The organism is Mesorhizobium sp. M0159 (assembly GCF_040322295.1).
In the GTDB taxonomy this organism is placed as follows: domain Bacteria; phylum Pseudomonadota; class Alphaproteobacteria; order Rhizobiales; family Rhizobiaceae; genus Mesorhizobium.
Window position 1 is genome coordinate 148,136 of the sequence record NZ_JAMYTF010000006.1, and the last position, 22,847, is coordinate 170,982.

Below are 22,847 nucleotides of genomic sequence, written 5' to 3' on the forward strand. Positions count from 1 at the left end.
GTGCGGGACGATCCGCTACTGCGTCAGCACGTTGCTGATCTCGACCATGTTCGAGCGCACCCTGAGTATGTAAAACCCCATCGTCGTCAGATGTGTCGGCAACAGCCAGCCGTCCTCGCGGCCATTGGCGATGATGAAGGGCTGGATGCGCAGCGCCGAGACGAATTGCGCGTCCATCGTATCCCACAGGTTCTGCAGGTGCTTTTCCTTGATGACGTCCTCGAAGTCGGCCTGTGCGCCCTTCATCAGCCCGTAATAGGCATAGAGCTGGCCATAGGCGAACCAGAAGCGGTCGTCGGCGCGTGTGTCGAACCAGCCATTATTGTGGTTTTCGGCACGCTCCTTGAGGATCGCCGAGGTGGAACCGATATCGGACGAAATGCGGTCGATATACTGCTTGAGATTGTCGGCGCGGGCATCGAATGTCGCCTGGCAGGCTGCGAGGCGGGCGTTGAAGGAACGCAGCTTGCGCACCGCGTCGCGATAGTAGCTCGGCGTCGGCGTCTTGGGCCCGAACGGGTTCAAGCCGAAATACCAGGTTTCCTCATCGAACTGCAGATTGCCGCGGGCGTCCTGCAGGTCGGCGTCGATCTGCGAGGTGGTGCGGACGCGGCCGAGATTGTCGGCAAGCTCGGTCGCCGTGCGCCGCACCGCCTGGTTGATGCCGCGCTGGAACGACGCCTTGTTGTCCATGAACGGCGTGTGGTCCCAGTCGATGCCGAACAGGCCGAGCTTGTAGAGGATCATCGACGACACCCAGGCATTCTGGTTGACGTTGAAGTCGGTCAGGTCGGCAGCGACCTGGGCAATGGCTGAATTTCCGCAGGTCTTGGCCGTGTCGGTGCCGGCGCCGGCGGAAACCTGTTCACCGGCGGAGCTGTTGCGTTTTTCGAACGTGTATTTGTCGACGTAATTCGGGTCGAAATTGTTCCACCACTGGGTGGCGTAGAAGAAGTTGACATAGAGACCGATCAGCACGAGCACAGCCAGGCCGAGCACCGCCTTCAGGATCCAGCCGCGTTGCGTGTACCAGCGCCCCGCCCACAGGAACGGCCACAGGATCGCGCCGATGAGCAGGCCGATGCCGCGGCCAATCCACTGGAAAATCCGGGTGAAGAAATTCACGATCGGATCAAGCATGGCGATGTCACCCCCTCAGTCAGTCAAGCCGTAGAGGCGTGTGCGAAACGCCACCTTGTCCTTCAGATATGTGGTTTTCAGAACGTCCACAACATGCGATCGCCAGGCGTCGCTGAAGCCTTCATAGTCCCTGTAGAAGCCCGGCTTGTTGAAGACGTAACGCGAAACGAAGTCCTGCGGCACGAAGTCCGAGATCAGCTGGTTGGTCAGCCAGGCGTCGGGATGGTCCGGCTTGGCGCGGATGACCAGGAAGCGCTGCTGCGGGAACACGTCCTCGATCTTGAGATGGCCGAGCTGGGCGATCTCGCGCTTGGCGGCGTTGAGGAAGGGAAAATTGCCGTCCCTGGTGATCAGATCGGTATGGCCGTGGATCCAGGTCTGCAGCCAGACCTTGTCGACGTCGGTCAGATTGCGGTCGGGATCGGCGTCGCGGATCAGCGCGCGCACCACCATTTCGGCGCGATGCTCGAGATAACCGGAGGTTTCGATCCATGAGGCGCGCGGCAACTCGAGGCGGCCGGTCGAGGCGAGGAACTTGAATACCTTGTCGGCGTCGTGGATCGAAAGGTAGCTCACCTGCCATGGCCGCGAGCGGCGGAAGCCCGGCGCTGCCGGGTCGCTGATCACCGTCGTCACGTCGGGATCGACGAACACATAAAGTCCGCCGAAATGGCTGGTCCAATAGGCATTGTGGCGGAAGATCACCTGGTCCGGCACCAGCGCATTCTCGCGGATGTCGCCGCAGATCTTCGCCAGCTCGACCATGTGGGCAAGCATGGCGTTGTCGCGCCAGGCATCCGGTTCCTGCTTCAGCCGGTCGACCAGCTTGCCGAGTTCAGCGGCCTTGCCGAGCACATCCTCGGCCGACAGCACCTTGAATTCGACCTGATTGATCGACAGCAGGTCCTCGATGTCGTCGACCTTGGGGACCGAATCCTCGATCTCGCCGTAGATGACGTCCTTGATCGTCAGCGCATCGATGGCGCGCTGGTTCTTGGACATGAACTCGTACATCAGCAGCGAAGTGTTGGAGAACGCCGTGTGCACCACCGGCAGGTCGATCTGCGACGGCGTCAGGATGATGAAGCGACGGTTGACCTCGTTCGGATCGAGGTAGCTGTAGTCGCCGCATTCCTCGGCGACCTGCGGCGAGAAGCCAGTGCGATCGATCTCGAAGCTTTTCAACTTGGTCGGCTTCAAGCCGAACGCGACCATCGCCTTGTTGTAGCGCTGGATCAGGTGCGGCTCGTCGATCGTCAGCAGCCGGCCGTAGATCAGCTCGTTGTCGCGCAACAGATCGGGTTTCTTGGCGGGGCTCATGTGCGCGATACCAATGGATCTTGCGCTGGAGGATCGAGCTCCAGCGGTGACGCCCCCCTCTCCCCGTTCTTCACGGGGAGAGGGTAAGGGTGAGGGGCGGCGCGAACGGTCAAGGACATGTCTCTCCATACCCTTTGGCGGCGACAAATCGAAGATCATGCGTTTCGATATGGCGTTCGAGGCGTCCTTCGATCGCAGCCAATATTGTCTCAAGGACTGCTTCCCGGTCCTTCAATACGTCGACGTTCCAAAAGCGCAGCATGGACCAGCCATTCGAGACGATGAAGCGATCCCGGATTCGATCATATTGGCTGCCGACATGCTGACTGCCATCGACTTCGACGACCAGCTGGCAGTCTCTGCAGGCGAAATCGGCGAAGTAAGAGCCTATCGGCAACTGCCGTACGAATTTATGGCCGTTCAGTCTGCGGTCGCGCAACTCCATCCAGAGCGCGGTTTCTGCATCGTTGTCGGATTGACGCAGGCGCCTTGCGCGCTTGGTTATGTCTATTTCTGGTCCACGCATGCGCTGCCCCTCACCCTTACCCTCTCCCCGTGAAGAACGGGGAGAGGGGGGCGTCAGCTTTTGAGCCACGTCTTTCAGCGTTGCTGTGGGAGCTTATGCAGCGCACCAGGGGCAGTGGTATCCGGCGAGAAGAAACCTCACGCATTCCACAGCCCCTTTTTCTTCAACTCCTCGATCTCGCGGACGGCACGCTCCCGCAGACGGGTGTCGCGGATCATCTTGGTCACCGCCGCATCATCGGACTTGTCGGAATAGCGGAACTCGGAATCCGCGTAGCGGTTGATCTCCTGCATGACCATGTCCATCGAGAATGGCCCGCGCAGCTCCTCGATCATGGCTTTCTTGTCGTCGTAACCCTTGTGCATGAAGGCTTCCGGCTTTTCGAACCACTCGTCCGGCAATTCGATGTCCATGGCGCGCATCTTGATGGCATCGGTGACGTTCTTGATGGCGCGACCGGTAAAGCGCGGCTCGGCATCCTTGATCATATGCAGATAAGTGCCGATGTCGGCCATCGTCTTTGGCGCGCCATTCTCCTTCATGTAGCGCTCATAGACCTTCATCAACCCGTCTTCCTGTGGCTTCTCATGCTCCTCGTAAGCTTCCATCACCGCGCGCTGGATCTCTTGCGCCACATAGAGCTTGTGGTCGCCGAGCGGGATCTTGTGGTTCTTGCCGGCGAGCAGAACGAAGATGTCGATGTAGTCGTCGCGGCTCTGCGGGCCGTCGACCAGCCAGCGCGCGCCGGCGCGCTGGCGTAGCGCGTCGTCGACGTTTTCGGGATAGTTGGAGAACATGCCGAACGAGCAGTTGCCGCGCACCACGGTCGCCGCACCTCCAAAGGCGTCCATCAGGACGCCGGTGATTTCCTGCTGGCCGGCCGAGGCGCGGTCGTCGGACCGGCGTGCCGCCACCTGGTCGATATCGTCGATGGTGCCGAAGCCGATGACGCGCGGGTTCAGCACATTGTTGATGAACTGGCGGCAGTTCTGGCCGGACTTGCCCTGGTAGGAGGAGATCTGGTCGACGCCGAAATTCTCGTAGGCGAAGGGATAACCGGCGACCTGGCAATAACCATTGAGAAGACCGGCGATCATCTGGATCAAGGTTGTCTTGCCGGTGCCGGGCGCGCCATCGCCGATAAAAGTGAACAGGAAGCCGCCGAGCTCGACGAACGGGTTCAGCTCGCGCTCGAAGTCATAGGCCATCAGCATCTTGGCAAGCTTGACCGACTGGTATTTGGCGATGTGGTTGCCGACGACCTCTTCCGGTTTTTTGAAGGTCATCACCAGCGGCTTTGCCCGCTTACCCGGCGCGACGTCGAAGCCGTCAAGGGTAAAATCGTCGACGTCGATGCGGATATGCGCGTTCTCGAACGGACCGATGCCGTCGAAGCGGCCCTTTCGCGCCAACAGCCCGTCGATGGCGACGCGGGCAAAGGCGCGGGCGCGGGTCATCAGGTCGGCATCGTCCTTCGAACCCGCTATCGCCCTGTCGAGCCCGGCCACGATCGACTTCACCGCATCCTGTGGCGTGTCGAACAGAAAGTCCGGCTCGGGCGTGTCGTTCGGCGCCTCGCCGTCGCTGTCGATCAGCTGGAACAAATAGGAGGCAAGGCTGAAGGCGGAGATGTAGGCAGAGGCCGACAGCAGCTTCTTGAAGGTGGCAGCTTCATCGCCTTCGAGCGGCGCGCGGGCGTTTTTCGCCTGCAGACTTTCGAGGTCCGAGCCCTCGGCGAAGACATCCGATATGGCCAGCGCTATCGCTGTGCCGCGCCGGGCGCGAAACAACAGCGTGTGCTGCGGGATAGTCAGCAACTGGTCGTCGGAATGGACGGCGGCGACGGTTTTGGAGAGCTCGACCTCGCGCGTGCGGCGCACCGAGCCGACCGAGACGGTAGAGACGAAGCGGCGGTTGGTGCCGGCAAGCGCGGTGCCGGACTCGCGCGATGGGTCCTCCAGCACGACGATGCGAGTGATGAAACTTTGCGCAGTGGCACGGTGCTTTTCAATTGCCGCTTCCGGGATGGTGGTCAGGCCGGTGTCCATGGAGGATGCTCCGCGATTTGATGGTCAGACGTCGCTGATGACCTGCCCTTTGGACAGGATGTGGACCTTGTAGCCCGAAAAGATCTTCTGCGCCTCGCCGGCGGCATAGAGCGCCTGATAGGCCTCGTGCGGAATCAACGCATGGTTCTCATAGCTCGACACGCCTTGCCGCGCGGCCTCGAGATCGTCGGTATTGATGAAGAATTCCTGCGTCGTCTTTTCGCTCGAAAACAGCCCCTTGCGGCCTGGCTTTTCGGCCTTGGAAAAGACCTCCTGGATGGTCCAGGTCAGCAGCCAGGCGTTTTCCGGCTTGCGCACCTTGGCCAGCACTTCGCTCACCGTCGAATTGTTGTCGGTAATCCCTGCAGAATAGAACGGGCCGAGCACGACGCGACGCAGTTGCTTGGGATGCAGCGGCTCGAAATCCTTGTCGAGGTTGACCGCGATGGTCGCCGGCGACAGCGCGTAGGCGGAATTCTTCTCGGTGAAATCGTCGAAACGGTGGGCAAGCTCGGGATTGAGCAAGCCGTCGACCGGCAGCGGAATGTCGACCCTCTCATTAAGTTTGCCACTGGAGTCGACAAGCTGCCGGATCATGTCGTCCGAGGAATCCTCGACCGTCACCATATACACAAGCGGCAGGTTGGCGCTGCCGTCGAAGCAGGCCCAGTGGACCAGATAATAGGGGCGCAACGTCTTCGGATTGACCGACACCTTGACCGTCTGGGCCAGCGTGAACGGGCCGAAGGTGGTCTCGCTCTTGACGTCCTCGAGGTAAAGCCGCTCGGCCATCGACTTCTGCAGCGCTTCGGGAAATTCCTTGTGGCGCAGGATGAAGTCCGCCATTTCCTCGCGCAGCTCATCGGCCAGCGGAAGGTTGGCGAGGCGCGCATCGGCCTGGAGCCGGTCGTTCTCCAACTCGAGCAGGTTCTGGAAGACCGGAAAACCGCTTTCGGCGCGCGAGATGCGGAACGTCTCGGTGAAGCCCAGCCGGTTGCGCCAGCACGAGAACGACTTGTCGAGCCGCGCAATATATTCGGCGACGACCTTGGCGACGATGCCGTGCCGATAGAGCGGCGAGCGATCGTCGCGCATGAACACTTCGAGGCCGCCAAGTGCCGCCGTGATCGCCGAGAAATAGCGCGCCGCAGCTTCGTTTTCGGGGGTCATGCTGCCAGCCCTTGGGAGCAGTGCACGTGCAGCAATTACGATTGCACGTAATTTGCCGAATTGTGCTTCTTCATCACATCGTCGAAGCGGCGGGCGAAGGCATCGTCGGCGAGCTTCTTGCGGCGCTGGATGTCGGCGGTGGCGACCATGTTCTTCTCGTGCATTTCAAGCAGATCGCCGATGTGCTTTTGCGAGGCGGCACCAATGCCGGCCATGGTCTCTTCGGCGGTGTTGTCGACCTGGCTGCCCAGCGTGTTGATCTTGTGGGCGACATCCTGTTGGGCGGCGGTCTTCAGCGAATCTTCCAGCGCCTTGTACAGAACGATGCGCTGCTCGGTATCGATGGTCAGCTTGTTGATCAGCGTCGATTGCGCCGCGATCTGGTTGTTGAGCGAATCGACGAAGGTCTGGAACATCGAGGTGTAGCGCTCCAGCGTCTGGCTTTCGGCCAGCAATTCCTGCTCCTTGGCCTGCTTCTCGTTGTATTCCGTGGCCAGTTTCGAGCGTTCGCCTTCCAGTTGCGTGCGCACCTTCTGGCTGGTCGAGGCGGCGATCTTGTTCTCGATGTCGAGCAGCATCGGGTTGAGCTCCTCGATGCGCTTCTGCACGGTCTCGAGATTGGACATGGTGGTCTTGCGGCGCTCGATCACCTGCGACAGGCTGGCCTCGGAGGTCTTGTAGCGCGTGTCGAGAACCTGCTTCTGAGCCTTGAGGATGCCGACGATGGTGTCGGATTTCGCCAGCAGCTCCTGCAGATTGCCGGCCAGCGACATGTTGCGGACGCGGTCGGTGCGCAGGCGCTGCTTGCGCTGGCTGGAGAAGACACCGACGAAATTTTCCCAGCCGGTGTAGTTCTTCATGCTCTCGAATTCGGCGCCGAAGACGTTGGTGGCGTCCTCGAGGCCGATAATCAGGTCGGCGATATTGCCTTCCATCACCTTCTGCTGCTTCAGCACATCCTCAATGCGGGCATTCTCGATGTCGAAATTGGCGTCGCCGATCTTCTTGTCGGCGGTGGCGAGCGTGTCGAGCACAGTACCGGACTGCTCGATCTTGGTGCGCATGTCCTCTACGACCTGCTTGGTCTTGGCAATCTCGGCATCGAAATTCTGCAATGTCGCCATTGGGGCCTCCCGCTTCGGCATCGGTTTCGTTTCGCAAACCGCCGCGAATATATGTGCCGGGTTTGGCGAATGAAAGACGGAAGACATGGGATTACAGGAAAACAAAAGAATTTCAGGAGGCCGACCGCAGGATAGTCAGGCAATGATTACGGTGTAACTGCCGTCCGGTCAGACACCGCTTCAACCGCGGCTGGACTTTAGGTCGGGAGCGACGCTCAGGGCTTGGGATCGGCCTTGAGGTAGGCGATGACATTGGCGATGTCGTCGTCGCTGGTCAGGCCGGAGAAGGCCATTTTGTTGCCGGGGACCTTCTGCCGCGGCGCCCGCAGGTATTCGGCGAGGTTTGCTTCGTCCCAGACCAGGCCGGCGGCGCCGGCGTCCTTCATCCCCTGCGAGTAGCGGCTGAGATAACTGTCCGCGGTGCCGGCGGTGCGGCCGACGACACCCAGCAGATGCGGGCCGACCTTGTCGTGGTCGCTCGTGGCCTCATGACAGGCCATGCATCTGTTGAAGACTTTCTTGCCGAGAGCGGCATCGCCGTCGGCATGCGCGGCAAGAGCGCCGGCGATGAGGAAAGCAGCGGCAGACGAAATGGCTCGAAGCATGGGAACTCCCCGACGGCTCTGGCTGAGAGGTTCTGAAATAGCAAGCAGGCCTTAAACAAGCGCCGCACGATGGCGCGATTGGTGAACGAATGTCGGCCGGGAGGTCGGATGAAAGCAATAGCGCTGGTCAGGTTTTGGTGAAGCCGATGAAATCGTCGGGCACGGCGCGGCCCATTTCTTCTTCCCAATGGCGGCGGCAGAGCGAGACATAGACATCCTTGCCGATCGCCACCTGTTCGCCCTGTTTCGCCACCTTGCCGTCGGCGCCGAGGCGCACCACCATCGTCGCCTTGCGGCCGCAACGGCAGATGGTGCGCACCTCGCGCAGGTCGTCGGCGATTGCCAGCAGGGTGCGCGATCCGGAAAACAGCTTGCCTTGGAAATCGGTGCGCAGGCCGTAGCACATGACCGGGATGTTCAGCCGGTCGGCGATGCGGGCGAGTTGCCAGACCTGCTCCTCTTCGAGGAACTGCGCCTCATCGACGAAGACGCAATGGACCGTGGCGTGGTCGTGATGCTCGGCGACCCGGGCAAACAGATCGTCGCCGTCGCGGAACATCTCGGCTTCCGTCTCCAGGCCGATGCGCGACGAGATCAGCCCGGTATCGCCCTTGCGGTAGTGGCCGGCGATGAACAGCATCGTCGTCATGCCGCGCTCGCGGTAATTATACGAGGCCTGCAACAGCATCGTCGTCTTGCCGGCATTCATCGTCGCATAATGGAAGTACAGCTTGGCCATGCCGTCCTTTTAAGCCGAGTTGCAACAAAGCGGGGAGGGGGAGCGCCTACATTCCACCGGGAAAAGGCGACTTCCATCCGGAAAGCGGCGGGCGTGTCGCTGATCGGCCAGCCTGCGCCGTTGTTCGTGATTGCCTTAGTGCTTGAAACCGCAGCAGAATGATGTTTGGCTGACGGAACAAAGGCGGAGATAAAACCGTCGCTTCGCTTCACCGAGAACTGAAATGGGAGAATTTTCATGTCGCGTATGAGTTCATTCGTCGCCGGCCTCGGCCTGGCGGCTTTTCTATCCACGACTGGGGCCTTCGCCGGCGATCCGGAAAGCTGCAAGACGGTGCGTCTGTCCGATGTCGGCTGGACCGACATCCAGGCGACCACCGGCGTCGCCTCGGTGCTGCTCACGGCGCTCGGCTACGAGCCGCAGGTGATCCAGCTTTCGGTGCCGGTGACCTATGCGTCCCTGAAGAACAAAGATCTCGACGTGTTCCTCGGAAACTGGATGCCGTCGATGACCAACGACATCAAGGACTATGCCGCCGAAGGCTCGGTCGAGACCGTCAGTGAAAATCTCAGCGGTGCCGGCTACGGCATCGTCGTTCCGACCTATGTCGCCGATGCCGGTGTCAAGACGCTGACCGATCTCGGCAAATTCAAGGACAAGTTCGACGGCAAGATCTACGGCATCGAGGCCGGCAATGACGGCAACCGCATCATCCTCGACATGATCAAGGATCCGAAGACCAATCTCGAAGGCTTCGAACTGGTCGAATCTTCCGAGGCCGGCATGCTCACCCAGGCCGACCAGTCGATGAAGAACAATGAATGGATCGCCTTCCTCGGCTGGACGCCGCATCCGGTGATGGGCGCCATGAAGATCACCTATCTCGAGGGGATGGGAGATAGCGGCTTTGGTGCTGCCACCGTGCATACCAATGTACGCAAGGGCTACATGAGCGAATGTCCGAACGCCGGCAAGTTCATCGCCAATCTGAAGTTCAACCTGGACATGGAAGGCGAGATGATGGACGCGATCCTGAAGGGCGGCGACGCCAATACGGTCGCGACCGACTGGCTGAAGAAGCACCCGGACGCGGTCGCTCCCTGGATCGCCGGCGTCACCACCTTCGACGGCGGCGATGCGGCGGCTGCGGTGAAAACGGCGCTCGGAAGCTGACCCGACCATCTGGCATGACGAGACAAGGGGCAGCCACGGTAGAAATGGCTGCCCTTTTTCATATCCTGTGACAAGATGACCGTCCGGCGAAGGACGGCGCCGGTAGAAGAGGGGCTAGATGGATCCGATCTCCAAATTCCTGGTCAGTTACAAGATTCCCATCGGGGCATGGGGGAAGGCGTTTTTCGGCTTTCTCACCGACAATTTCGACACCATCTTCAGGGCTTTTTCCAACAGCCTCAACTTCCTGCTCGACGGCATCGTCGACGGGCTGCTGTTGCTGCCGCCGGTTCTGCTGATCGCGCTGATCGCTCTGCTCGCCTATTTCCTGCAGCGCTCGAAAGGCCTGGCTTTGGCGGTATTCATCGGATTGCTGTTCATCCTCAACCAGAACCTGTGGAAGCAGACGGTGGAGACGCTGGTGCTGGTGGTCGCCGCCGCCGCCGTGTCGATGGCCATCGGCGTGCCGCTCGGCATCTGGGCCGCGCACAAGCCGAAGGTGTATCGCGTCATGCTGCCGGTGCTCGACCTGATGCAGACATTGCCGACCTTCGTCTACCTGATCCCGGTGCTGACCCTGTTCGGCCTCGGCAACGCGCCCGGCCTGATCGTCACCATCATCTTCGTCATCCCGACCTCGGTTCGGCTCACCCATCTCGGCGTCACCTCGGTGCCGAAATCGATCGTCGAGGCGGGCGAGGCGTTCGGCGCCACCAAGCGCCAGCTGCTGTGGAAGGTCGAGCTGCCTTCGGCGCTGCCGACCATCATGGCTGGGCTGACCCAGTCGATCATGCTGTCGCTGTCGATGGTGGTGTTCGCCGCCCTGATCGGCGCCGGCGGCCTCGGTACGGAAATCAACCGGGCGCTCGGTTCGCGCAGGATCGACCTCGGGCTTGAGGCAGGGCTGGCGATCGTCGTGCTCGCCATCGTGCTCGACCGGATGACGCGCATCGGCGTGGGAGGCAAGAAATGACCGTCGCCGTCGATTTCAGGAATGTCGACATCGTCTTCGGCGCCGACCAGGCAGGCTCGCTGGCGCTGATCGACAGTGGTGCCACCCGAGCCGAGATCCTCGAACAGACCGGCAACGTACTGGGCTGCGCCGGCGCCAGCCTCACCGTGAACGAGGGCGAGATCTCGGTGCTGATGGGGCTTTCCGGCTCCGGCAAATCGACGCTGCTCAGAGCCGTCAACCGGCTGAACGTCGTCTCGCGCGGCCAGGTGCTGGTCAAGGACGGCGACGGTACGGTCGACGTCGTCACCTGCGACGAGGCGACGCTTCGGCGGCTGCGGCAGAAGCAGGTGGCGATGGTGTTCCAGCAGTTCGGGCTGCTGCCGTGGCGCACGGTGGAGGAGAATGTCGGCCTTGGCCTCGAGCTCGCCGGCGTACCCGAAGCCGAGCGCAAGGAGCGGGTGAACAGGCAACTGAAGCTGGTTCATCTCGACCAGTGGTCGAAGAAATATGCGCATGAGCTTTCCGGCGGCATGCAGCAGCGCGTCGGCCTGGCGCGCGCCTTTGCCACCGAGGCGCCGATCCTGCTCATGGACGAGCCGTTCTCGGCGCTCGATCCGCTGATCCGGACCAAGCTGCAGGACGAGTTGCTGCAGCTCCAGGCCGAGCTGAAGAAGACCATCATCTTCGTCAGCCACGACCTCGAGGAGGCGCTGAAGATCGGCACCCATATCACCATCATGGAAGGCGGGCGCATCGTGCAAACCGGCGCGCCGGAAGACATCGTGCTGCGGCCCGCCAACGACTATGTCCGCGACTTCATCGCCAATGTGAACCCGCTCTCGGTGCTGACCGCGTGGAACGTCATGCGCGACCGCCGCGACCTCGAACACGGCGAGAACGGCTGGGTGTGGCTCGACCGGCGCAGGACGACGCGTTTCAAGATCGACGAGCATGGGCTGGTGGCGGCGGCCGAGCGCGACGGCAAGCCCGCGGTATGGGTGTCCTGCGCCGATGTCGAAGCCCAGCCGGAGGAGACGGCGCAGGTGTTCTGGGCCAATCCCGGCACCTCGCTGAAGACCGTGATGCTGGCCATGCATCGCTCGCAGACGGCACCGGTGGCGCTGTTCGACGACCAGTCGCGCTTTGTCGGCGCCATCGGCGTCAGGGATGTGCTGAGCGCGGTGTTGAGAAGGTAGTTTTTCTCCTTGGGGAGAGAACCAAGACCAAACGCCGAGTTCTGTCGCGCCCCCCTCTGTTCTGTCGGACATCTCTCCTACTTGGGGGAGATCGGCGGTTTCGCGGACGGCTCTCACATTCCAACGTTTGTAATTGGCGAAATCGGCGACGACGGCCAATCTTCCCACCTGTGGAGGAGGTGTCCAGCAGAACAGAGGGGGCGCGAAGGAACGCCGGCTTAGCCCGATACCGCAAGCTAAACCGCAAGCGGCAGGCGCAGCTCCGTCATCAGGCCGCCATCGGGATGGTTGGACAGGCTGACTTCGCCGCCGGCGCTACGGGCGATGTTGCGGGCGATGGTCAAGCCGAGGCCGAGGCCGCCGGTCTGACGGTTGCGCGACTGTTCCAGGCGCACGAACGAGCCGAACACGGCGTCGAGCTCGGCTTGCGGTATGCCCGGACCCTCGTCATGGATCGCCAGCGTGATTGTCTTGCCTGATTGACGCAGGCTGAGATGCGCCCTCTTGCCATAGGTCACCGCGTTCTGGACGAGGTTGGTGACACAGCGCCGTAGCGCGACCGGCCGCGCGACGCAGATCAGGCCGCGCGAGCGCGCGTCCTCATTGTCGAAGGAGACCTCGTCGAAGCCGTCGGCGATCGATTCTACCAGCGACCAGAAATCGATCCTCTCGCTCTTCTCCTCGGTCACCTCGAAAGTGGCGAAGTCGATGACCGAGCTGGCAATGCCTTCGATGTCGGCGAGGTCGTGCGCCAGTGCGGCGCGCACGGACGAATTCCTCAGCAGTTCGAGGCGCAGCCGCATCCTGGTCAGCGGCGTGCGCAGGTCGTGCGCCAGTGCGGCCGCAAGATGCTCGCGGTCCTCGACGTAGGCGCGCAGCCTCGCCTGCATGGCATTGACCGCCTTTGCCGCGGTACGCACCTCGCGGCTGCCGCTCTCGGCGATCGGCGGGCTTTTCAGGTCCTCGCCGATCCGCTTCACCGCGGTCTCCATCATCCGGTAGGGCGCCGTCAGCCGGCGCAGCGACCAGATCGAGGAAGCCACCACCAGCCCGGCGATCAAGGCATAGAGCGGCAGGCTATCGAAGCTCAGTATCGGTCCGGCCGGTGTGTTCGGCTCGGTGAAGTTCAGCCATTGGCCGTCGGCAAAGCGAAGCGAAGCGGTCAGCTTGTCGCTCTGGGCGAAATCGGCCGCCAGCACCAGCAGGTCGCGCTCGACCTGGCCGATATCGGGACCGGCGACCGTCCCACCGGGAGCGTCGGCTTCGTGCGTTGCCGGGTCGCGGCGGACCCGCGCGTCGGTGATGCCGAACTTCGATAGCCGACCGACCAATATGTCTTCCAATTCGGCCAGTTCGTCGTCGCCGGCTATCGACGAAGTAACGGCGGGCGTGTCGGAGACGGTGAGCGCATAAGTGGCGTTGAACAGGCCGGAGGCCGTCGCCTTGCGCTGTTCCGGCGTAGCATCATGCATCAGCTGCACCAGCGAGAAGGCGCGGTCGTTCAGCCGGTAGAGATCGACGACGTCATTGGCGGCGGCACGGTCGCGCGAAACGATGTAAAGGGTCGCGATCTGGCTGATCAGCAGGCCGGCGATGACGATGAGCAGCACCCAGACCGGCAGCGTTTGCGGCAGGATGCGTCTCATTCGGAGGTCGTCTCAGGCAGGAACTGGTAGCCGCCGCTGCGCACGGTCAGGATCAGCTTCGGCGTTTTCGGGTCGTCCTCCATCTTGCGCCGCAGCCGGCTGACCAGAATGTCGACGCTGCGGTCGAAGCTGTAGCCGCTGTCGCCGCCGGACAGCTCGATCAGCTGCTCGCGGCTCAGTACGCGCTGCGCGCTCTTGACGAAGGTCTGCAGGAGATTGAATTCGGCCATCGTCAGCTCGATCCTGACGTCGCCGGGCGCCATCAGCCGGCGGCGCGAACAGTCCATCGTCCAGCCGGCGAAATGGTAGATCTGCCGCGAGGCGGCGCGTCGCGGTTCGGCGGCGCCATTGCGTCTCAAGACGGCACGAATGCGTGCGAGCAGCTCGCGCGGATCGAAGGGTTTCGGCACGTAGTCGTCGGCGCCCATCTCCAGCCCAACCACGCGGTCGGTAGTTTCGGTAACCGCGGTCAGCATGATGATCGGCGTCGAATAATTGGCGCGCAACTCGCGGCAGAGCTCCAGCCCGCTCTTGCCGGGCAGCATGACGTCCAGGACGATCAGGTCGACCTGGGCGCGGCGCAGGATGGTCTCCATCTCGGTGCCGTCGGCGGCGATCGATGTATGCAGCCCTCGCTTCTGGAAAAATTCCTGAAGCAGGTCGCGAATGCCCTTGTCGTCGTCGACGATCAGTATGTGGGGGTCGGATTTCACCGGGAACCTGTCATTTGTGGATCGCCCAAGCGCTGCTTCGGCCGTCAGCCAGACGATAGAATTCAGGCCATAAGTTGGCCAGTGAAGATCGGCGGCTCGATCCGGGCTGCCCAGAAACAATCCAGAAACAAAATTCTACAATCCGGAAAAACTGCCGAAAAAAATCAAAGGCATAAGTGGTGCCGTGGCGGTCAGGTCATCGGCTGCGACACGCGTTACGGGATTACGGACAGACCAATGCAAAGGTTCTCGATCAGTCTGATGGGTGCGTTGCTTTCCATTTCGCTCGTCACGGCCGCGGTCGAACATGCCGATGCAAAACTGGCCGATGCGAAGGTGGCCAATGCAAAGGCGGCCGATGCAAAGGTGGCGACCACCCGCAGCGAGCGTTGCATCGATCTGAACCGCCAGTTTGACGAAGCCCTCGAAACCCATGCCGCGGCAACGCAGGTCACCGCTGCGAAAGCACTTCAAAGAAAGGGAAACCGGTTCTGCGCCAACAAGAAACAGGCACAGGGAATCCGGATGCTCGCGAATGCTTTGAAGCTGCTTGGAGTGACACCGATCGATCCCGTTCAGTGACACAATCCGATCTGCACAAAAAGGAAGTGAAGCCATGAAAAAGTCCCTCCTCTCCGCCCTCGGTCTCGCCATCGCGCTGGCCGTCTCGATGCCGGTTCTCGGCGCCAGCAGCGCCAATGCCGCGACCACCACCCCGGCTGCGACGACAACGACGACCGCTGCGCCGGCCAAGGCCGTGAAGAAGGTCGCTGCCAAGAAGACCGTCAAGAAGCACAAGAAGCACGCGGTCAAGGCAACTCCGAAGGCCTGATCAAGCGACATCTTTCTACCCTATGAGAAGACCGCTCCAGTTGCGATTTGCCTGGAGCGGTCGTCTTTTTTGTTGCGTGCAGACAGTAGGGCCAGTCCCGGCCCACACCCCCCGTTGAACGCCAGACGGCAGTTCCCACATAGGCACGGACTTTTGAACTGCGCCTGCCGGGAAGCCGATCGCGCGCGGTTGAATGGACGACCGCTTTTGCCCATGTCAAAATGACCGCAAAGCTGTCGTACGCAATTGCCGGTCCAATGCCTGAAATCACGACAAAACCCCGTACCAGCACGAAGCCGAAGGTCGAACGGCCGAAGCTCTACAAGGTCATCCTGGTCAATGACGATTTCACTCCGCGCGAGTTTGTCGTGACGGTGCTGAAGGCCGAGTTCAAGCTCAGCGAAGACCAGGCGCATAGGATAATGATCACCGCGCACCGGCGCGGCGTCTGCGTTGTCGCCGTCTTCACCAGGGATGTCGCCGAGACTAAGGCGGCGCGGGCAACCGATGCCGGCAAGGCCAAGGGCTACCCGCTGATGTTCACGACGGAGCCGGAGGAGTAGGGCGGTTCGCTTTCTTCCTTCTCCCCTTGTGGGAGAAGGTGGCCGAGCGAAGCTCGGTCGGATGAGGGGTGTTCCAGCTTGGCAAGGACGGCACTCCGTCCAGCACCCCTCAACCGTCTTGGCGCTGCGCGCCAATCCACCTTCTCCCACAAGGGGAGAAGGATAAACCGCGTTACCGCCCTTCGCGGTACCACATCGAGCCCATCGCCAGAAGCAGCAGGCCGAGGCCGAGGAAGCCGCCGAACAGCGGCACGCGCGAGACGGCCTTGAGCACGCTGTCGTCGGTGGTGCGCAGGCCGATCCAGTCATTGCCGGAAGCCGCGCCCGAGGAACGGACCGGGACTACGGATGGCAGCGTGACGGTGCTGGTCAGGTTGCCAATGGCCGATGCCGGCGCCAGCCGGCGAACGCTGCCGCCGGTTGCCTCAGCCGGTGGTTTCAGCCGGTTCTCGGTGGAGACGACGTCGGTGAATTCCGGGGCGTTGACCGGCCCGACATGGGCCAATGCCGTCAGGTCGCCATTGCCGACCTGATAGAGACCGATTTCGCTGGTCTCGACGCTGCCGAGGAAGACGCCTGGCTCGGATTTCTCGAGCCTGACGATCAGTGCCTTGCCGGACGGCGTGATGACTTGCGCCGGGCCGGGATCGTCGCTCATCGTCTGGCGGCGGATTTCCAGCACCATGCCGCGGCCGTCGGCGGTCAGCCGCTCTTCCTCGAGTTCGGGCTCCTTCATCAGCCAGTGGGCGATGCGCCGGTAGAGCTGGACGTGCGGGCCGCCGCCCTCGAATCCGCGCGCCCACAGCCAGCCCTGATCGGACAAAAGCATGCCGACGCGGCCTTCGCCCTTGCGATCGAGCAGTAGCAGCGGCCGGTTGTCGGCACCCTTCATCACCACCTCGCCCTCGGGGTTCTCGACGCCGATGGTGCGGAACCAGCGGCTCCAGTGCGGCGGCTCGGTCGCGGAGCCGTCGAGCCCACGCGTTACCGGATGACGCTGGCCGGTATCGGTGAGACGTGGGTAGAAGGCCTTGTCGATGACCTCGCCGGTCGGCATTGCCGGCAGTGCCGACATCAGCGGCGTGCGGGCGATCGAGCTTTCGCCGGCATATTCGGGGCCTGCCGCGATCAGTAGCGCGCCGCCCTTTTCGACATACTCGGAGATGTAGTCGTAATAGAGGATCGGCAGCACGTCGCGGTGCTGATAGCGGTCGAAGATGATCAGGTCGAAATCCTTGATCTTCTCGACGAACAGCTCGCGCGTCGGGAAGGCGATCAGCGACAATTCGTTGATCGGCGTGCCATCCTGCTTTTCCGGCGGGCGCAGGATGGTGAAGTGCACGAGGTCGACCGAAGCGTCGGATTTCAGCAAATTGCGCCAGGTGCGCTCGCCGGCATGCGGTTCGCCGGAAACAAGCAGCACGCGCAGATTTTCGCGGATGCCGTCGATCAGCGCGATGGCGCGGTTGTTGGTGTCGGTGAGTTCGCCCGGCTCGTGGTTGATGGCGAGTTCGACGATGTTGCGCCCGGCGCTGGGAATGGTCACCTGCAGCGGCATCGCCTGGCCGATGTTGGCGTGCTCGACCGATACCTGCTCGCCGTTGACCGATACGCGGACATCGACCGGGCCGGTCTCGTTGTTGGTGGCGATGACACGATACGTCATGTCGAGCGGCTTGCCAACGAGGCCGAAGCGCGGCGCATTCTCGAAGCGGATGCGGCGGTCCTTCTCATGCTCGTTGCCGGTAATCAGCGCGTGCAGCGGGGCATTGAAGTCGGGTGCGCCGGGCGGCGCGTCATGCACCTCGCCATCGGTGATCATGATGGCGCCGCCGATGCGCGACGGCGGCACGTCGCGGAAAGCATTTTCGAGTGAGGAAAACAACCGCGTCTCGGTGCGCTCGTCGGCGGCTTCGGACTTGCCGGCCTCGACGACACGGACGTCGAACTGCTTGAAGCGGCCGAGACGCTGCTGAAGCCCGGCCAACGCCTCATCGGTCTGTTTGGTGCGGTCGCCGATATCCTGGCTCTGGCTGCGATCGACGACGACCGCGACGATGCTTTTCAGCGGCTCGCGCTCTTCGTTGAGAAACACCGGATTGAGCAACGCCGCAGCCAGCGCAATCAGGGCTGTCAGGCGGAAGACCGCGCCGCGCTGGCGAAACCAAAGGCCGGCGAGCGCCAGCAGCAGCAGCGGCACCAGAACCACGGCGAGCAGCGGCCAGGTGATGAGCGGTTCGAAGGCGAGCGACCAGTTCATGGTCTATTGCCCCAGCCGTTCGAGCAGCACCGGGACGTGCACCTGGTCGGATTTGTAGTTGCCGGTCAGCATATACATCATGATGTTGACGCCGGCGCGCAGCGCATAGATGCGCTGCATCGGATCCGACGGCACCGTCGGCAATAGCGGGTCGCCATTCTCGTCGACCGCCCAGGCGCCGGCGAAATCATTGGCGGTGATCATGATCGGCGAAACGCCGTCGCCGGTGCGCACCGGGCGGTTCTCGGTGTTGCTGGCTTCGAGCGATGCCTCGACCCAAAGCGGGCTGCCGGCAAAACGGCCAGGAAACTCCGGAAGGATGTAGAAGGATTTGGTCAGCACGTGGTCCGACGGCACCGGTTCAAGCGGTGGCACGTTGAGGTTGCCGAGGATGTCGCGCAGCCGCTCCGTCGCCGGGCTGGTCGAATCCGCACCAATGCCATTGGCGAACTGGTCGCGGGTGTCGAACAAGACCGTTCCGCCCTGCTGCATGTAGGCGTCGATGCGGGCGATGGCGGCCTCGCTGGGCATCGGGGCCGAGGGATCGATCGGCCAGTAGATCAGCGGATAGAAGGAAAGTTCGTCCTTCGAGATGTCGACGCCGGCCGGTGCTCCGGGTTCGAGCGCGGTTTTTTCGATAAGAAAGCGGGTCAGGCCTTCGAGCCCGGCGCGGCTGATCGAATCGACACCCGGCTCGCCGGTCAGCACATAGGCGATCCGGGTCTTTGAAATGTCCCCGATCGCCTCCGTATCTCCCGGCTTGGCGTCGTCGGCACGCGCGACGTCCGCGTGGCCAATCAAGGCGCCGAGCGCAATCAGCAGGACGGCTGCCGTCGCCGCAGCGCCGGCACGGCGCGGCCGGCGCGACAACAGGCCGCCCATCCAGAATACGGCAAGCGTGTCGAGCACCATCAGCACCAGGGCGGCCGTGACAAGCGGACCTTTGAGGTTGCGCTGTTCGTCGAAGGCATACTGGATGGTGGTGACCGGCACCGTGATATCAGGCCGGGCCAGCGGCGTGAACGCGCTGTCGCCACCGAGCAGATTGTGAGCGAACACTCCCGTTTCCGAGCCGTAGAGGCCGGGCGGGTTTTCCAGCGTCACCGGCAGCGGGCCGGCGCCGGGCACCAGCGGCCTGGCATCCGGCGTCGGCGGCACCAGCGTGCCGTCGGCGGCGATCATGCGATAGGGTGCCAGCGACGTGGCGGCGGCCTCGGCATTGGCGACAGCCGCGCCCTGGTTGCGCGACAATTGCACGATGCGCCGCAGCATCTCGACGAAGCTGCCGGAGATCGGCAGGTTGGACCACGTCGCCTCGGGGGTGACGTGGAACAGCACGAGGGTACCCTTGTCCTTCTTCATCCCGGTCACCAGCGGCGTACCGTCGGCAAGCGTAGCCCAGGTGCGCTCGACGATGTCGGGCGTCGGTTCGGCTAGGACCTGCCTGGTGACGGTGACCTCGGTGGGCGGCGCGAGGTCGGCGAAGGGACCGGTTTTCGGGAATTCGGTGACCGGCTGCGGCGCCGTCCATGACAGCGCGCCGCCAAGCGATCGTTCGCCCGTGCGCAGCCGAACTGGCAGCAGGTCGTCGTCATTGCCGGCAGCGGCCAGCCGCGAACCGGCAAAACGCACCAGCGTGCCGCCCTTGTCGACCCAGTCAACCAGCCTTTGCCGCGCTTGTTCCGGAATGGTGCCGACATCGGCCATGACGATCATCGCCGGCTTCTGGTCGAGCAGTTGCGGGATCGCGTCGGCGAGATCGACGCTCGACGGCTCGACCAGATCGGCGAACGGCTGCAGGGCGCGGCGGATGTAGTAGAGCGGCGACAGCAGCGGTTGCGCCTGGTCGGCCTCGGCCTGCGACAACAGCCCGACGCGGCGGCGTTTTGAGCTCTCATCGAGCACGCGGACGGCACCGGCCTGGCGCTCGCCATCGAGCGCGACGTGGGCGAAGTCGTTGCGCAGTTCGAACGGCACGGCCATCGTGCCGGTGGCGGTGGATCCGCCCGGGGCAAAGGTCAGCGTCGCGTCGGCAATGCGGCGGCCCTTGTCGTCGAAGGCGCCGGCCGTCACCTGTGCAGGTGCCGGATCGCCCGGTGCGCGGATGGCGGTCAGGGCGAAGCCGTCGACCTGGTTGTCGGCGCCGGTCAGGCCGGTCAGCGACAGCCGGTCGGAGACGGCCCAGACAACGCGTGCTGCGTTCTTCGACAACAGCGTGTTGAACGCGGCTTCGTCGCCTTGCGCCGCCAGACCATCGGCGAGCACCGCGACGCTGGCGCCAGGCAGCGACTCCAAGGCTGAAGCGACGCGGGCATAGACGGCGGGGCGGTCGGTCGGGATCGGCCGCGGCTTTGCCGCGCGCAGCCGGTCGAGCGCGGCAGCGGCATCGAAGGGACCGATCTCGGCATTCGGCTTCTCGGCGGTGAAAGCGATGAGCACCGGCACGCCGTTCGAATTGGCATCGGCGATCAGCCGCTCGGCGGTGGCGACGCGCTTGCCCCAGTCGGCGGCACTTGCCCAGTCATTGTCGATCACCAGCGCCAGGGCAGCGCCCTCGGCCGGCAGCTTTTCGCGCGGATTGAAGACCGGTTCGGCAAGTGCTGCCACGACAAGCGCGGCCATCAGCAGCCTAAGCAGCGTCAGCCACCAAGGGCTCTGCTGCGGCGTTTCTTCGCGCCTCAGCACGCGGGCGAGAATCCTGAGCGGCGGAAACACCTCGGCTTGCGGCCTGGGCGGGGTCAGCCGCAGAAGCCACCAGATCACCGGCAGCGCCAGCAGGCCCCACAGCACCATCGGCGCCCCGAAGGAGAGCGGCAGCCAACTCATGCGCGGGCCCTCCCGGCAAAGCTGCCCTCGGCGGTCATCGCCATGTGGATGCGCACCAGCGCCTCGGAGGCAAGGCGATCGGTATGATTGACGGTAAAGCTCCAGCCAAGCCGTTTGCACCAGGCGGCCAGTTCCTGGCGGCGGGCGGCATAAAGCAGGCGATATTCCTCGCCCAGCATTTCGGCGCGGCCGGCGGTCAGCTTGTCGCCTGTCTCAGGATCGGTGAATTCGGTGCGCCCGGCATAGGGGAAGCTTTCCTCGGCCGGATCGGCGACCTCGACCAGATGGGCGCGCACGCCGTGGCGGGCGAGCACGTCCAGCCACGCCATGGTGTCCTCGACCGGGTCGAGGAAATCGCTGACGAGGACGATGTCGCAGAACCGGCGAATGCCGGATAGGTCGGGCTTTGCCGGCAGGTCGGCGGCGTGCATCAGTTGCGCCGCGATGCGCTCGGCGCCATTGCGGGCGGTGAACGGGTCGGTCAGGCCCGGCCAGGCAATGCGCTCGCCGCTGCGCGACAAAAGCTCGGCCATGGCCAGCGCCAGCACCAGGGCGCGCGATTCCTTGGAAACGCTGGCTCCGGTCGATTTGTAGAGCATGGAAGGCGAGGGATCGGCCCAAAGCCACACCGTGTGGGCGGCCTCCCATTCACGGTCGCGGACATAGGTGTGATCGTCGCGGGCGGAACGGCGCCAGTCAATGCGCGAGGAATCGCCTTCGACATAGGGCCGGAACTGCCAGAAATTCTCGCCGATACCGCGCTTGCGGCGGCCATGCCAGCCGGCAATTACCGTGTTGACGATGCGGCGCGCCTCGACCAGCAGGTCCGGCACCAACGAAGCCCGCAACCGGCCTCTGGCGAGCGCATCGCGCGTCGCTGCCGGTGCCTGCGCTTCACCGATGCGCGCCATCAAATCCCTTTCGCGAGCTTCGCCACAACATCGCGAACCGTGGTGCCCTCGGCGCGGGCGGCGAAGGTCAGCGCCATGCGGTGCTGCAGCACCGGCTCGGCGAGCGCGCGGACGTCGTCGACCGACGGCGCCAGCCGGCCGTCATAGAGGGCGCGGGCGCGGGTGCACAGCGTCAGCGCCTGGCTGGCGCGCGGGCCTGGGCCCCAGGCGACGTACTTGTCGGTATCGGCGTTGCCCTGGCCGGGGCGCGCTGAGCGCACCAGCTTGAGGATCGCCTCGACGACGCTTTCCGGCACCGGCATACGGCGGATGAGCGTCTGGATGTCCTTCAGCCGCGCCGGCTGCAGCACGTTTTCAGCCTTGGCATCCTCGATACCGGTGGTTTCCAGCAGGATGCGGCGCTCCGCCTCGATCTCGGGGTAGAGGATATCGACCTGTATCAGGAAGCGGTCGAGCTGCGCTTCCGGCAGCGGATAGGTGCCTTCCTGCTCCAGCGGGTTCTGCGTCGCCAGGACGTGGAACGGTGACGGCAGATCATGGCGCACGCCGGCAATGGTGACGTGGTATTCCTGCATCGACTGCAGCAGCGCCGACTGGGTGCGTGGCGAGGCGCGGTTGATCTCGTCGGCCATCAGCAGTTGCGCAAAGATCGGCCCGGAAATGAAGCGGAAGGAGCGCTTGCCGAATTCATCCTGCTCCATCACCTCGGAGCCGAGAATGTCCGATGGCATCAGGTCGGGCGTGAACTGGATGCGGCGCGAATCGAGGCCGAGCACGATGCCCAGCGTTTCGACCAGCTTGGTCTTGGCGAGGCCGGGCACGCCGACCAGCAGTGCATGGCCGCCGGCCAGCAATGCGACGAGCGTGCGCTCGACGACGCTTTCCTGGCCGAAAATGACCCGGCCGACGCCGTCACGGACCCTCGAAATGTCGGCCAGCGCTTTCTCGGCCTGCGCCACCATGTCCTTTTCGCTGATCGGGCTTTCCTTGATCATAACGCTCATGCAGCATCGATCCTTCTGGTTGGAAATTCCGCTTGGCACCTTGGTGCCGCAGAGAATGCCGCGATTCGGCCTCGCATGGCGCCTGCAATGAACTTA

20 protein-coding genes are annotated in these 22,847 nt (G+C 63.2%); 6 read left to right on the plus strand and 14 right to left on the minus strand.

What is annotated here, in order from left to right; translation table 11 throughout:
* Positions 1-15: 15 nt before the first annotated feature.
* The 8 genes from NKJ32_RS08675 to NKJ32_RS08710 form a co-directional block, all read right to left on the minus strand.
* A complete protein-coding gene (locus NKJ32_RS08675) occupies positions 16-1,140 on the minus strand; it encodes a DUF2333 family protein (protein ID WP_023679513.1) in 1,125 nt (374 codons plus the stop codon).
* Between the two features lie 15 nt (positions 1,141-1,155).
* The gene (locus tag NKJ32_RS08680) at positions 1,156-2,460 is read right to left on the minus strand and encodes a DUF6638 family protein (RefSeq protein ID WP_352575756.1); all 1,305 of its coding nucleotides are present in this window, start codon (positions 2,458-2,460) and stop codon (positions 1,156-1,158) included.
* A gap of 109 nt (positions 2,461-2,569) precedes the next feature.
* A complete protein-coding gene (locus NKJ32_RS08685; protein WP_352568022.1) occupies positions 2,570-2,986 on the minus strand; it encodes an endonuclease domain-containing protein in 417 nt (138 codons plus the stop codon).
* 137 nt (positions 2,987-3,123) lie between these two features.
* A complete protein-coding gene (locus NKJ32_RS08690; protein ID WP_352706081.1) occupies positions 3,124-5,034 on the minus strand; it encodes an AAA family ATPase in 1,911 nt (636 codons plus the stop codon).
* A 24-nt stretch (positions 5,035-5,058) separates the two neighbouring features.
* A complete protein-coding gene (locus NKJ32_RS08695) occupies positions 5,059-6,204 on the minus strand; it encodes a hypothetical protein (RefSeq protein ID WP_023679509.1) in 1,146 nt (381 codons plus the stop codon).
* A gap of 35 nt (positions 6,205-6,239) precedes the next feature.
* Positions 6,240-7,328 carry a hypothetical protein gene (locus NKJ32_RS08700; RefSeq protein ID WP_023679508.1) on the minus strand — a complete coding sequence of 363 codons (1,089 nt, stop codon included), beginning with the start codon at positions 7,326-7,328 and terminating at the stop codon, positions 6,240-6,242.
* 215 nt (positions 7,329-7,543) lie between these two features.
* Positions 7,544-7,933 (minus strand): c-type cytochrome, encoded by a 390-nt coding sequence (locus NKJ32_RS08705; RefSeq protein WP_023679507.1) that lies wholly within the window; start codon positions 7,931-7,933, stop codon positions 7,544-7,546.
* A 127-nt stretch (positions 7,934-8,060) separates the two neighbouring features.
* Positions 8,061-8,672, minus strand: a complete 612-nt coding sequence (locus tag NKJ32_RS08710; RefSeq protein WP_023679506.1) for a thymidine kinase — start codon at positions 8,670-8,672, stop codon at positions 8,061-8,063.
* 237 nt (positions 8,673-8,909) lie between these two features.
* Between NKJ32_RS08710 and NKJ32_RS08715 the strand changes: the two genes are divergently transcribed.
* The 3 genes from NKJ32_RS08715 (at position 8,910) to choV (ending at position 11,996) form a co-directional block, all read left to right on the plus strand.
* Positions 8,910-9,845, plus strand: a complete 936-nt coding sequence (locus tag NKJ32_RS08715; RefSeq protein WP_023679505.1) for a choline ABC transporter substrate-binding protein — start codon at positions 8,910-8,912, stop codon at positions 9,843-9,845.
* Between the two features lie 118 nt (positions 9,846-9,963).
* Complete coding sequence (choW, locus tag NKJ32_RS08720) at positions 9,964-10,818, plus strand: choline ABC transporter permease subunit (RefSeq protein ID WP_254819158.1); 855 nt, start codon at positions 9,964-9,966, stop codon at positions 10,816-10,818.
* Complete coding sequence (choV, locus tag NKJ32_RS08725; RefSeq protein ID WP_023679503.1) at positions 10,815-11,996, plus strand: choline ABC transporter ATP-binding protein; 1,182 nt, start codon at positions 10,815-10,817, stop codon at positions 11,994-11,996. Before choW ends, choV begins: the two co-directional genes overlap by 4 nt.
* Before the next feature lie 236 nt (positions 11,997-12,232).
* Here the strand turns inward: choV and NKJ32_RS08730 are convergent, their stop codons facing one another.
* Both NKJ32_RS08730 and NKJ32_RS08735 read right to left on the minus strand, forming a co-directional pair.
* Positions 12,233-13,642 (minus strand): ATP-binding protein, encoded by a 1,410-nt coding sequence (locus NKJ32_RS08730; RefSeq protein WP_023679502.1) that lies wholly within the window; start codon positions 13,640-13,642, stop codon positions 12,233-12,235.
* Positions 13,639-14,355, minus strand: a complete 717-nt coding sequence (locus NKJ32_RS08735; protein WP_352568020.1) for a response regulator — start codon at positions 14,353-14,355, stop codon at positions 13,639-13,641. Before NKJ32_RS08735 ends, NKJ32_RS08730 begins: the two co-directional genes overlap by 4 nt.
* A gap of 237 nt (positions 14,356-14,592) precedes the next feature.
* On the opposite strand from NKJ32_RS08735, the gene NKJ32_RS08740 reads away from it, so the two are divergent.
* The 3 genes from NKJ32_RS08740 to clpS all read left to right on the plus strand — a co-directional run bounded on the left by NKJ32_RS08740 (position 14,593) and on the right by clpS (position 15,750).
* Positions 14,593-14,937 (plus strand): hypothetical protein, encoded by a 345-nt coding sequence (locus NKJ32_RS08740; protein WP_023679500.1) that lies wholly within the window; start codon positions 14,593-14,595, stop codon positions 14,935-14,937.
* A gap of 34 nt (positions 14,938-14,971) precedes the next feature.
* On the plus strand, positions 14,972-15,187 hold the full coding sequence (locus tag NKJ32_RS08745; protein WP_352456451.1) for a hypothetical protein: 216 nt from the start codon (positions 14,972-14,974) through the stop codon (positions 15,185-15,187).
* 257 nt (positions 15,188-15,444) lie between these two features.
* Positions 15,445-15,750: an ATP-dependent Clp protease adapter ClpS gene (gene clpS / locus NKJ32_RS08750; RefSeq protein ID WP_023679498.1), complete on the plus strand. Its 306-nt coding sequence runs from the start codon at positions 15,445-15,447 to the stop codon at positions 15,748-15,750.
* 172 nt (positions 15,751-15,922) lie between these two features.
* Here clpS and NKJ32_RS08755 read toward each other — a convergent pair whose 3' ends face one another.
* From NKJ32_RS08755 to NKJ32_RS08770, 4 genes are read right to left on the minus strand one after another with little or no spacing between them, the layout of a single operon-like run.
* Positions 15,923-18,010 carry a hypothetical protein gene (locus tag NKJ32_RS08755; protein WP_352456452.1) on the minus strand — a complete coding sequence of 696 codons (2,088 nt, stop codon included), beginning with the start codon at positions 18,008-18,010 and terminating at the stop codon, positions 15,923-15,925.
* Between the two features lie 3 nt (positions 18,011-18,013).
* Complete coding sequence (locus tag NKJ32_RS08760; protein ID WP_352568019.1) at positions 18,014-20,836, minus strand: DUF4159 domain-containing protein; 2,823 nt, start codon at positions 20,834-20,836, stop codon at positions 18,014-18,016.
* Positions 20,833-21,747 (minus strand): DUF58 domain-containing protein, encoded by a 915-nt coding sequence (locus NKJ32_RS08765; RefSeq protein WP_352568018.1) that lies wholly within the window; start codon positions 21,745-21,747, stop codon positions 20,833-20,835. The genes NKJ32_RS08760 and NKJ32_RS08765 overlap by 4 nt, the downstream gene beginning before the upstream one ends.
* Positions 21,747-22,751 carry an AAA family ATPase gene (locus NKJ32_RS08770; protein ID WP_023679494.1) on the minus strand — a complete coding sequence of 335 codons (1,005 nt, stop codon included), beginning with the start codon at positions 22,749-22,751 and terminating at the stop codon, positions 21,747-21,749. Before NKJ32_RS08770 ends, NKJ32_RS08765 begins: the two co-directional genes overlap by 1 nt.
* Positions 22,752-22,847: the final 96 nt, after the last annotated feature.